This window comes from Pseudosporangium ferrugineum (genome assembly GCF_003002065.1).
Taxonomy (GTDB): Bacteria; Actinomycetota; Actinomycetes; order Mycobacteriales; family Micromonosporaceae; genus Actinoplanes; species Actinoplanes ferrugineus_A.
The window spans coordinates 44,229-55,842 of the sequence record NZ_PVZG01000016.1; the positions used below are offsets into that span (position 1 = coordinate 44,229).

Consider the following 11,614-nt stretch of genomic DNA (forward strand, 5'->3'; position numbering starts at 1 on the left):
TGATGTCCACCAGCACCAAGCGCCACGCAGCCGAACGAGAGGCACCGGAGGGCGAGCCGGTGGAGGCCCCCGCGAGGCCGGGCACCCCGGTACGGGGGCGCCGCCGCCGGGTACCGGAGATCACCTACAGCGTGCTGGTATTCCTCGGGTTGCTGGTGGTCTGGCAGGTCGTCGTGAAGCTGTTCGACGTCTCCACCATCCTCGTCCCCGCGCCCACGGCCGTCGCCGGCTCCCTGGTCGACGGCTTCCAGGACGGCAGCCTGATGACCCACTCGGTCGTCACCCTGAAGGAGATCCTGCTCGGGTTCGGCATCGCGGTCGGCTCGGCCCTGGTCTCCGCGGTGCTCATCACCCAGTTCCGGCCGGTGGAGCGGGTGCTCTTCCCGCTGCTCATCCTGACCCAGACCATCCCGAAGGTCGCCATGGCACCCCTGCTGATCGTCTGGTTCGGCATCGGGATCAGCTCGAAGGTGCTGACCGTGGCCCTGATCGCGTTCTTCCCCCTGCTCATCAACGCCGTCCTGGGATTCCGGTCCGCCGCCCACGAGCAGGTCGAGATGCTCCGGTCCTTCGGCGCGTCCCGGGCGCAGGTCATGCGGCACCTGCAGATCCCGTCGGCGCTTCCGCACATCTTCGCCGGGCTGGAGGTCGCCGTCATCCTGTCCGTGACCGGCGCCGTGGTCGCGGAGTTCGTGGGCAGTTCGGAGGGTCTGGGCTACCTGATCCAGGCGAGCAACTTCACCCTGGACGTGGCCCGGACCTTCGCGGTGATCGTCGTGCTGTCGGCGATCGGCATCGCCCTGCACGCGGTCGTCGTGCGGCTCGGCAAGTGGCTGGTCTTCTGGACCGCCACCCCCACCGAGACCGCCGGCGAGGTCTGAGCCATGACACGGGTACGCGACGGAATCAACGGCGGCACGCTCGGGACCTGGATCAAGCTCGCCAGCCCCGAGAGTGTCGAGATCATGGCGTACGCGGGCTTCGACTTCGTGGTCATCGACCTCGAGCACACGGCGCTGGACCTGGGCGCCACCTCGACCCACATCGCGATGGCCCGCGCCCTCGGGGTGGACCCGCTCGTCAGGGTGCCCGACCACGGCCTGAGCGTGATCCAGCGGGTCCTGGACGCCGGCGCGGCCGGGGTGGTCGTGCCGCACGTCGACACCGCCGAACAGGCCCGGGAGGTCGTACGGGCCACCTGCTTCCCGCCGCGCGGCGACCGCGGGTCCGGCGGCACCAGCCGGGCGGGACGCTGGGGGCTGCTGCCCCGGGCGGACTACCTCGAGTACGGCAACGAGCAGGCCCTGTGCGTCGTCCAGCTCGAGAGCGAGACGGCGATCCGTAACTCGCGGGAGATCCTGGCCCTCGACGGCATCGGTGCCGCGTTCGTCGGGACGGCCGACCTCTCGATGTCGATGGGCGTCCCGGCGGGAAGCGACGAGGTGGACCGGCTCGCCGGGTCCGCCCTGGCGGCTGCCGCCGCGGCGGGCGTTCCCATCGGCACCGCGTCCGCCACGAGCGACCAGGCCCGGGCCGCGCTGGCCCGGGGCTACGACTACGTGGTGGTCAGCAACGACACCTCGATCCTCGCCAGTGGAGGCCGCGCGATCGTGAACGCGTTGAGAACGCCCGTCGCCGAGCGGGCCGCCCGGTGAGCGCGCCCCGCGTCGCCATCGTGACGGGCTCGAGCTCCGGGATCGGGGAGGGCATCGCCCGCGCGCTCGCGGCCGAGGGCTACGCCGTCGTGGTGACCTCGTCCACCTCGGTCGACGCCGGTGAGCGGCTCGCGGCCGAACTCCCGGGGGCGAGCTACGTCCGGGCCGACATCGCCGACCCCTCCGACGCCGTACGCCTGGTGGAGACGACCGTGGCGCGGCACGGCCGGCTCGACCTGCTGGTGAACAACGCCGGGGTGTCGCGGCCCGTCCCGCACACCGACCTGGATGCGGTCACCGCCGACGACTGGCACCGGATCCTCGGCGTCAACGTCGTCGGGACGTGGCAGGTCTCCGTCGCCGCCGTGAAGGTCATGGAACCCGGCGGCCAGATCATCAACATCACCTCGGTGGGCGGCTCGCGGCCCCTCGGCAGCTCGATCCCGTACTCCGTCAGCAAGGCCGCGCTCGACCAGCTGACGAGGCTGCTGGCCAAGGCGGTGGGTCCGGGCATCCGGGTGAACGCGATCGCGCCGGGCCCGGTCGAGACCCGGCTGACCTCGGACAGCCTCGCCACGCGGGCCGCGCGCACCGCGGCGATGACACCGCTGGGCCGGCTCGGGCAGCCCTCCGACGTCGCCGCCATGGTCCTCGCGCTCGTCAAGGTCCCCTTCGTCACCGGTGAGGTGATCCGCGTCGACGGCGGCATCAACCTCGTCACCCACGTCGACACGCCCCGCGGCGACGCCTGATTCGGGGGGTGTGCGACTCCTATGGTCGCCACGGCCGGGAACGGCTCGGCTACCAGGACTTCCGCCGGCGGGGCGAGAGTCGATCCCATGACCGATTCCATCGTTACCTCACCGCAGATGTCGCCGGAGCAGATCGAGGGGTTCCTGAGCCAGTTCGCCGAGGGCTGGGGGTCGACGTTGCGATCGCCCGTCTGGCACTCCCCGGCGGAGGCCGGCCTCGAGTTCGAGGAGGTCACCTTCCCCTCGCGGGACGGCGTGCCGCTGGAGGGCTGGTTCATCCCCTCGCCCGGCTCCGACAAGGTCGTCATCGCCAATCACCCGTTGTGGTTCTCCCGCTCCGGGCTCCCGGCCCATCTCGAGCCGTGGAAGTCGATCTGGGGGCCCACCGGCAACGACGTCGAGGTCGACTTCGTTCCCGACTACAAGATCCTGCACGACGCCGGCTATCACGTGCTCGCCTACGACCTGCGAAACCTGGGTACGAGCGGCGCCGCGAACGGCGGTGTCATCACGGCCGGCGTGTACGAGGCCCGCGACGTGCTCGGTTCGCTGGCGTACGTCCGTGGCCGCGAGGACCTGAAGGGCGCGAGCATCGGCCTGTTCAGCCGGTGCATGGGCGCCAACGCCACCATGTTCGCGATGCGGACCGACCCGGCCGCGTTCCGTGACGTGCGCTGCCTGCTCGCACCGCAGCCGCTGTCGCCGCGGATCACGATCGAGCAGACCCTGAGCCTCGCCGGGATTCCGCTCGCCGGGCACATCGACGATCTCGAGCAGCGGATCCGCCGCCACAACAGCCTCTACCTCGACGACATGTCGCCGGTGGAGCCCGCGCGCAGCGTCACCGTCCCGACGTTCCTCTACCAGGTACGCGACGACGTCCTGACCCGGCCGAGCGACGTCCAGGCGATCTTCGACAACATCCCCGTCGCGGACAAGCGGCTCTTCTGGATCGAGGGGTCGACCCGGCGCTGGGACGGCTACCGCTACTTCGCGCAGAACCCCGGCCCGATGCTCGACTGGCTCGCCGAGCACATGGCCTGACGGCGCGGGAGGGCGGGCGCCGGCCCGCCCTCCGCGGTCACTTCGGCCGCGGGCTCTCCGGACCCTGGCGCAAATCCTGGGCGTACGAAAGACTCCGGGCATGCGTGATCTCCCCCGCCGCTGGGCCTGGCTGGGCGTGCTCGTCATCGGGCTCGCGCTCTACGTCATCGTCCTCAGGACCCTGGTCCGGACGCAGAACCCCAACTTCATCCCGTCGCTGCTGCTGCTCGGCGCGACCGTGGTGCCGCTGGCCTTCCTGACCTTCGCCCAGGCCCGGACCGGGCGCTGGCAGGTACCCGCCTCCGCGCTCGTGGTGGCCGCGTTCTTCGGCGGCGTGATCGGGGTGGTGGTCGCGGGCACGCTGGAGTACGACGCGCTGCGCGGCCTCGGCGCGCTCCCCATGCTCTTCGTCGCCCTGATCGAGGAGTCGGCGAAGATGATCGTCCCGGTCGTGCTGCTCTTCACCCTGCTGGCCCGGCGCGGGCGGCGGCTGCCGTCGGACGGGCTGGTCATCGGGGTGGCGTCCGGCATGGGCTTCGCCGCCCTCGAGACCATGGGCTACGGCTTCACCGCCCTGCTCGACTCGCGCGGCAACATCGGCGCGGTCCAGGAGACGCTGTTCGTCCGCGGCCTGACCGCCCCCGCCGGCCACACCGCCTGGACGGGCCTGACCTGCGGCGCCCTCTGGGCCCTGGTCGCCTCGCCGACGGGCCGGAAGCTGCTCGCCTTCCTCGGCACCTTCGCCGGCGCGGTCGCGATGCACACGGCATGGGACACGTTCGGCGGCGTCCTCCCGTTCGTCATCCTGGCGATCCTGAGCCTGGGCTGGCTGTTCGTCGCCCTGCACCGCTACCGGACGTTCGCCGAGCACACCCAGTGGGCACCCCGGGAACCGCTCACCACCTAGGAGTTCCTACGCATATCTGCTAATAGCACCGCTTCGTCCCTTCCTGCGAGCCTCATGGCGAGGTCCGACGCCCGGCCGACCGGGCGACGAGGGAAGGAAGAAGCGATGTCCAGCTTGATTGCGAAGGTGCTGTGGCCGGCGATGGAGAAGCTGGAGCCCGGCTCGCTGCTCGGCGGGATCCTCGCCGACAAGCCCGGCTACCACAACACCCGGGACCGGCTGCGGCAGCAGGGACGCCGGTGGGACTACTCCATCCGCTGGCCGAGGGACCGCCGGGGACCGGGCGACGAGGCCGCCGCCATCGACTGGACGTTCCCCGACGCCCAGGCCGGCCACTTCGGCACCATCGCCCGCTACAGCAAGCGGCTCCGGGACGCCGGCCGGGTCGAGGATCCGCGGACGTACGCGATGCGGGAGTTCTACGGCAACACCGACCGGGACCGCGAGGTCGAGGGCTGGGACTTCGTCCGGGACAAGGTCGCCCACTCGAGCGATGACACCCACCTGTGGCACATCCACATCAGCGTGCGGCGGGCGTACGTGAACGACCGGAAGGCGATCGACGCGATCGTGTCGATCCTCAGTGGTGAGTCGCTGACCGACTGGCAGCGCCGATGGGACGCCCGGCCCCGGGCCGCCACCGCGGCCCGCGTGCTCGGCTGACCGCTCACCCGCCCGTCCACGTCAGGAGATCGCCATGCCCGAGGACCGTCCCGCCCCGCTCGTCGACCTGGAACCGGCCGGCAAACCCGTCTACCTCAAGTACGACCTGCCCGATCCGCGCTCGTTCTCCGCCCGCAGCTACATCGATCTGGACCTGCCCCGCGAGGCCTTCCGGGAGGTCCGGCCGGGCGTCGCCGCCGCGCCGGACGAGGGCGGGGCGACGATCAACGGCGAGGAGTCCGGCGTACGCGCGGCGCCGGCGATTCAGGTTCCCGACTCCGTGTCGGTGCCCGCCGACGGCGACCCCGCGGCCCCGCCGATCGTGGCGCCGGGCGAGCGGCTGACCGCCGAGCTGGCCGCGCTGACCCGGCAGGACGTGGCCGACCTCGCCCGCGCCGGCCGGCAGGTGCGGGTGTACCGGACGATCACCGGCCAGCTCGACTACCGGACGGCCGCCGGGCCGCCGAGCCCCGGCCCCCGTCCGGCGGGGGCGGGCCGGGGCCGCGCTCCTGCCGCCCGGGCCGCCGGACCCGCCGGAGCCCGGGGACGGCGGCGGCACCTGGACCCCGTCGCTGCACGTCTTCATCGACTCGCCGGCCGGCGGCTCCGGCCCGCACACCGGTCCCGCCTCCGGGCTCACCCTCACCGTGAGCGGGCGGTGGACGGCGCCACGGGTGCCCGGCGTTCCGGCGATCGAGGTGACCGCGCCGGGTGCCACGGCGGCGGGCGCGGTGCAGGTGACCCACGGGCGGTTCCGGGCGGACCTCCGGATCCCGGCGAGCGGGCAGCACACCGTCACCGTCAGGGGGACGATCGAGGCGACCGGCACGGAAGGGGAGCCCGTCACGGTCACCGACACCGCGACGGCGACCGTACGCGTGGAGCTCGACGCGACCGACCCGGCGCCGCCCGCCACGCCGCCGGCCGCGGTCTTCGAGAGCCCGGCGGATCGCGCCGTCGTCCTGACCCAGCACGGCACCGCCAAGGTGCCCGTACGGGGCCGGACCACGGCCGGCGCGGGCCGGACCGTCACGGTCGTGCAGCTCGGCACGGGCGAGGAGACGATCCCGGTGAAGCCCGCCGAGGACGGCACCTGGGCGGCCGAGGTCGTGCTGTCGGGCGCCGGCGAACGCATGCTGTCGGCGGTCGCGGTGGACGACCGCGGCGTCGCCTCCCAGCCCGCCCGGCGGACCGTGTCCCTCAGCGACCAGCTGCCGTTCCGCCGCCTGCTGAGCCGGCTGCTGCTCGTCGAGACGCTCACCATGTCGGTGATGCCGTCCGCCTGCGCGCCGGGCCGGGTGGTCCGCACGATGTCGCTCGCCCCGGGCGAGAAGACGCAGATCAGCGTGAAGTCGTACACGCGGACGGAGACCGAGCGCAAGGAGGCCGCCAGCATCGTCGACTCCAACGCGACCGAGTGCGTGGGCCAGTTCACCCAGGCGTTGCAGGAGCAGCAGAGCAGCACGGCGGCGCACGCCGAGGCGCAGAACTACAAGATCAATGGCTCCGCGGAGGCCAGCTGGGGCTGGGGGCGGGCGAGCATCAGCGGCGAGTACAGCGGCTCCGCCAACTCCACCCGCCAGGAGACGACGGCCAACGTCCTCAATGCGGTGCGGGTCCACTCCGACAAGGCGTCCGCCAACCGTACGGTCACGGTGAACACCGAGTCGCGGGCGCAGCAGCAGTCCGGCACCGAGGAGTCCGTGACCCGCGAGATCGCCAACATCAACGCCTCGTGCGCGCTGACCGTGGTGTTCCGCCAGCTCAACCAGGCGTACCTGACGGTCGTCCACCTGACCAACGTGAGGGTGGCGTTCTACACCGAGGACCTGATGCTCGACGCGCAGGGCCGGCCGCAGTACCTGCCCGAACCCGATCCCGTCACGAAGCAGCGGGTGCTCGACATCCGCCGTACCTATCGGGAGGTGTCGCTGCCCGAGCTCGACGGCCTGCTGCTCGAGGCGGTCGGCGAGGACTACCGGGAACGCGTACGGCGGGCGATCCTGCACGCGCTCTCCGGGATTCCCGATCACCAGGACCGGCTGCAGCGCGCGTACGAGGCGGTCGTGCCCACCGCGGAGGACGGCACTCCGGTGCCCGCCGGCAGGTATCTGCGGTTCCCCCGTGACCTGCGGACCACCGTGGTCGACCCGATGAGCGGCAGGTCCGTCGAGGTGCCCGGCATCGTGCTGGCGCACAGTCACGTCACCAACCAGACCGACAGCCTGGTGGCCAGCATGCTGCTGGACCCGGGGAACGGGCTGGACCCGTATTCGCGGAACCTACAGGCGATGGCGATCGAGGAGCAGCGGATCGGCATCGCCGAGCGGCAGGCCGCGCTGGACCGGCAGGCGCTGGCGCGGCGCATCGTCGCCGAGAAGGACGAGGCGGCGGCGGCCGTCTTCGCCAGGGTCTTCCCGGCGACGCCGCCGGCACCGGGCCCGGCCGGGCAGCCGGTGCCGGCCCCCGTCTCGCAGCCGGTGCCGTGAACACGCCGGACGCACGGGCGGCCGTGCTCACCGCGGTGCCGGGCGGGCGGGCGGCGACGCCCACGACGGCCGTCCCCGACCGGTCCGCGGTCACGGTCTCGGACGCGGTGGTGCCCGGTCCCGGCGCGCTGCTCGGCCTGGACCAGCTCGTCGTCGCCCTGGCGGAGCTCGGCCGGGCGCTGGACCCGCTCGGCGACGAGCTGAAGCTACGCGTCGGCGGCACGATCCTGGCCCACCCGGTGGTGTTCGCCGTCTCCTTCGTCGAGGGCCTGGTGACCGAGGTGCTGACCACGGTCTGGCACGTCGTCCAGCTCGTCGCCGAGGCGGTCGTCTGGATCCTCGAGCTCGCCGGGTGCGTGCTGGCCGCCGAGGCGGTGGAGCTGATGTCGCTCGACGAGTTGAAGGCCTGGGTGCTGGCCCGCGAGGTGTGCGCGCCGGTACGCCGGGCCGTGGTGGTGCTCGCCGGCGTGCTGCGTACCGGCCTGGAGCTGGCCGGCGTGCTGGAGCAGGTCGCCGACGTCGCGGGCCGGCGGCCGGGCCGGGACTGGGGAACCGTCGTGGAGGAACGCGTCCGGGCGGTCACCGTGGCGGCCCGGGTGCTGGCCCGCAACGCCGACCGGTTCCGGCCCGTGCTGCGGGCCTACGCGGACGACCCGGCCGCGGTCGGCGAGGCGCTCGGTCGGCTCGCCGGCGTCGCGGCAACCGTGCTCGTGCCCGAGCTGGACCCGCTCGTCCTGGCCGCGCGGGCGCTCAAGGTCCGTACGGCGGCGCGGTTCGTGGAGCCGCTCCGCGAGACGGCCGGCGCGCTGCCGTCCGGGCGCGAGACGGCGTTGCTCGACGGGGCGCTCGACGACCTGGTCGAGGGCGTCGCCGAGGAGTTCCGGCGCCGGGGCCGGCCCTCCCCGTACGCGACCGGCCCGTCCCGGCGGGTGCTGACCGACCTGGAGAGCATCCTCGGCGCCGGCCGGGCGGTGGAGGAAGCGCGGCTGCTGCTGGAGGAGAGCTTCGTCCGGGCCGGCCGGAGGATCGATCTCAGGATCGGCTCCTACCGGGAGCTACGGACGGAGGTCATGGTCGTCAACCGGCGGGGCAGGCTGGCCGCCCTGTTCGAGATGCATGCCGATCGGACGGCGCTCGCCGGGGCGGACGTGGCGGTGTGGCAGGGCGTACGCCGGGACCACTTCGCCCGGATCTGGGAGCGCGCGCACATCATCGACCGGCGGCTGACGAAGGCGCAGTTCGAGGCGGACCTCCGGGCGGTCACCGGCTGGGCCGACGGCGAGGAGGCAGCCTGCATCGTGGTGACCGCGGCCGACCATCGGCTGAGCGTCGAGAAGCTGCTGCGCGAGAGCTTCGGCGGGCTACCGGAGGAGTTCAACCCGCACGAGCTGGAGTCGATCACCACGGCGTTCCGGAAGCTCACCATCACCGTGAAGGACGACGTGGCGACCGCCCACTATCTCGGGCGGTCCACCACGACGACGAGCCGGCTCGTACGGTGGATCGACGAACTCTGGCGCGGGTTCCCGCGGATCCACCGGGAGGTCGACCGGGTCCTCGGACCCATCGTCGCCCAGCTGGAGAAGATGGGCCGCTGAGCCGCATCCTCGCCTGAATTATCATGTTTAATCCAGGCATGACGGCGCTGGCTGCTCGCGACTACCGCCGGGTCCTGGACCTGGCGACCACCCTGATCGACGGTCTCACCACCGACAACTACCCGTTCCTCATCGCGGCGCAGCTCAACGAGTCGCTGCACGGCACCGCGACGATCTTCATGGACCGCTACCACCTCTCGGCCGGCAGCACGGCGGGCGTCGCCTGGGCGCCCGACGAGATCGCGTCCATCCCCTGGCGGGAGCGGGCCCGCGACTTCGGCCCGCACCACCCGCTGGCCCGGGTGTTCTCCCGGCACAACGACACCGGGCCGCTGACCGTCAGCGACGTCACCGGCCCGCTGGCGTGGCGGACCACGTCCACGTACGACTCGTGCCGGCAGGACCTGGACGGCGGCATCCATCACCTGGCCCTGCCGCTGCCCAGCCCGAAGGGGGTCGCCACGGCGTTCCTGGTCTGCCGCTCCGGCCGCGACTTCACGCCGCGCGAACGGGCGATGGCGGCGCAGGTCCATCCCCTGCTGCTCGCGGTGAACCGGCACGCGATCGAGGCCGGCCGCCTGCGGCAGCGCGTCGAGGCGGAGCGCGGGCCGGCCCACCCGGACGGCGAGCGGGCGGACCTGGGACTCACGCCCCGCGAGCTGATGGTGCTGGCGCTGGCCGCCGAGGGGCTCACCGCCGCCACGATCGCGCGCCGGATGGGCATCTCCCCGCACACGGTCAACAAGCATCTCGAGAACGCGTACCGCAAGTGCGGCACCCGGGACCGGTTGTCCACGGTTCTGCTCGTCCAGGGGCTCGGCCTTATTCCGCGGACGTCCGCTTCCAGTAGCCCATGAACGCCACCGCGCGCCGGTCCAGGCCGCGTTCGCCGACGAGGTGCCGGCGGAGCGAGACGACCGTGCCCGACTCGCCCGCCAGCCAGGCGTAGAAGGTGCCGGCCGCCTCCTCCGGCACGTCCCAGATCGGGCCGCCGGGGGCGGGCGGCGCGGCGGCGACCGTGGCTGCGGGGCCGCCGAGAACGGCCCGGACCGCGGGCTCGATCCGGTCGCCCGCGGCGCGTACCAGCCAGGTGATGTCGTGCGGGCCGCCGATGGGCAGGCGGTCCGCGTGGTGCGGCACCTCGAGGATCGCGCGCGCCGGGCGGTCCAGGCTCTCCAGGATCGAGGCCGCCGCGGGCAGGGCCGTCGCGTCCGCCGCGAGCAGGAGCAGGTCCGCCGTCGCCGGGGGTTTCCAGGCCACGTCGGTCACCGGATGGCCGTGGGCCGCGCCGATCATCACCACCGGGTCGCCGGGGGCCGCCGAGCCCGCCCAGCGCGACGCCGGCGAGGTGTCGCCGTGCAGCACGAAGTCCACGTCGAGTTCGCAGACGGCCGGGCGGAAGGCGCGGACGGTGTAGATAACTCAGCACCGGCCGGGGGCCCGGCCCGCGTAGTAGGTCCGGGCCCGCGCCACCAGCGCCGGCGACCCGCACTCCTGCGCCAGCTCCAGGCCGTCCCGCAGCACGCGCCGCGCCTGGGGCCGCCGCCGCGCCAGGTTCAGCAGGCCGCCGAGGTCGACCAGGGCCGTCGCCCGTTCGAACCGCCGGGGCGTGCCCTGCAGGACGCGTACCGCCTCCTCGGCCGCCGCCATCCCCGCCGGGCCCGGCCGGACCTGCCCCTGAATCCGCAGCGCGCGGCCGAGTGCCGACGCCAGCCCGTGCCGGCGGGTCAGCGCGACCTCCTCGGCGGCGAGCCGCTCGGCCGCCTCCGCCGCGCCGATTCCGGTGAGGACGGTCGCCGCCGCGGACCGCCAGGGCAGCACGCCGGGATGGTCGGCGCGCAGGGTGGCGACCCGCTCGCCGCAGCGGTACAGGTCGGCCAGGCCCTCGCCGGGGCGGCCGACGGCGGCGTGCAGGCGACCCCGGACGTAGCGCAGCAGCAGGAATTCGGGCTCGTCCGGCAGCTCGGCACCGAACGGGGCGGCGGCCAGCAGCGCGTCGGCGGACTCCAGGTCGCCGAGGTCGAGGCGGACCGCGAGCCGGCGGGACAGGAGCAGGGCGGCCATCGCGCTCTGCGGCTGCGCACCGGAGACCTCCAGCAGGTCGGCGGCGGCCTCGGCGTCGCGGCGGGCCTGCGGGAGGTCGCCGAGGCGGCGGGCGGCCGAGCTGCGTTCCGAGTACGCCAGCACGAGCCCGGCCGCGGAGCCGTCGCGCCCGGCCACGTCCACGGCGATCGTGCAGCCGGCGTACGCGACCGCGAGATCGTCGGCGTCCGAGAGGCGGCGCAGGGCACCCAGGTATCGCGGCAGGTCATCGGGGCAGGCCGGGGGTGCGACCGGCACCGGGCGGGCGCCGCGGGCGGCGAGGTCCGGGCCTCGGTCCGCCAACCTCGGCCGTTCGTCACGGACGGTCATGCAGGGTCTGTACCCCTCCGGGCGCTCGAGTCACCTGACGGGAAGCCATCCCTAGCGTTCCCTCCCGGGCGCCGATGCACAATGGGCCGCGACC

11 protein-coding genes are annotated in these 11,614 nt (G+C 73.5%); 9 read left to right on the plus strand and 2 right to left on the minus strand.

What is annotated here, in order from left to right; all coding sequences use genetic code 11:
• The first annotated feature begins 2 nt into the window (after nt 1-2).
• The 9 genes from CLV70_RS28705 (at nt 3) to CLV70_RS28750 (ending at nt 9,965) form a co-directional block, all read left to right on the plus strand.
• Nucleotides 3-881 (plus strand): ABC transporter permease, encoded by an 879-nt coding sequence (locus CLV70_RS28705; protein WP_106129742.1) that lies wholly within the window; start codon nt 3-5, stop codon nt 879-881.
• A gap of 3 nt (nt 882-884) precedes the next feature.
• Nucleotides 885-1,655, plus strand: coding sequence for an HpcH/HpaI aldolase family protein (locus CLV70_RS28710; RefSeq protein ID WP_106129743.1), 771 nt, complete (start codon nt 885-887; stop codon nt 1,653-1,655).
• Nucleotides 1,652-2,407, plus strand: a complete 756-nt coding sequence (locus tag CLV70_RS28715; protein ID WP_211303923.1) for an SDR family NAD(P)-dependent oxidoreductase — start codon at nt 1,652-1,654, stop codon at nt 2,405-2,407. The genes CLV70_RS28710 and CLV70_RS28715 overlap by 4 nt, the downstream gene beginning before the upstream one ends.
• An 87-nt stretch (nt 2,408-2,494) precedes the next feature.
• Nucleotides 2,495-3,451, plus strand: coding sequence for an alpha/beta hydrolase family protein (locus CLV70_RS28720; protein WP_245908514.1), 957 nt, complete (start codon nt 2,495-2,497; stop codon nt 3,449-3,451).
• A gap of 100 nt (nt 3,452-3,551) precedes the next feature.
• Nucleotides 3,552-4,358: a PrsW family intramembrane metalloprotease gene (locus tag CLV70_RS28725; RefSeq protein ID WP_106129745.1), complete on the plus strand. Its 807-nt coding sequence runs from the start codon at nt 3,552-3,554 to the stop codon at nt 4,356-4,358.
• A gap of 105 nt (nt 4,359-4,463) precedes the next feature.
• Nucleotides 4,464-5,021, plus strand: a complete 558-nt coding sequence (locus CLV70_RS28730) for a hypothetical protein (protein ID WP_106129746.1) — start codon at nt 4,464-4,466, stop codon at nt 5,019-5,021.
• A gap of 674 nt (nt 5,022-5,695) precedes the next feature.
• A complete protein-coding gene (locus CLV70_RS28740; protein ID WP_106129748.1) occupies nt 5,696-7,510 on the plus strand; it encodes a hypothetical protein in 1,815 nt (604 codons plus the stop codon).
• Nucleotides 7,507-9,108 carry a hypothetical protein gene (locus tag CLV70_RS28745; protein ID WP_106129749.1) on the plus strand — a complete coding sequence of 534 codons (1,602 nt, stop codon included), beginning with the start codon at nt 7,507-7,509 and terminating at the stop codon, nt 9,106-9,108. Before CLV70_RS28740 ends, CLV70_RS28745 begins: the two co-directional genes overlap by 4 nt.
• A 38-nt stretch (nt 9,109-9,146) precedes the next feature.
• A complete protein-coding gene (locus tag CLV70_RS28750) occupies nt 9,147-9,965 on the plus strand; it encodes a helix-turn-helix transcriptional regulator (RefSeq protein ID WP_211303924.1) in 819 nt (272 codons plus the stop codon).
• Here CLV70_RS28750 and CLV70_RS28755 read toward each other — a convergent pair.
• Both CLV70_RS28755 and CLV70_RS28760 read right to left on the minus strand, forming a co-directional pair.
• Nucleotides 9,931-10,527, minus strand: a complete 597-nt coding sequence (locus CLV70_RS28755; protein WP_281260501.1) for a siderophore-interacting protein — start codon at nt 10,525-10,527, stop codon at nt 9,931-9,933. The genes CLV70_RS28750 and CLV70_RS28755 overlap by 35 nt on opposite strands.
• Nucleotides 10,528-10,530: 3 nt before the next feature.
• Nucleotides 10,531-11,520, minus strand: a complete 990-nt coding sequence (locus CLV70_RS28760; RefSeq protein WP_106129751.1) for a hypothetical protein — start codon at nt 11,518-11,520, stop codon at nt 10,531-10,533.
• Between the last annotated feature and the right edge of the window lie 94 nt (nt 11,521-11,614).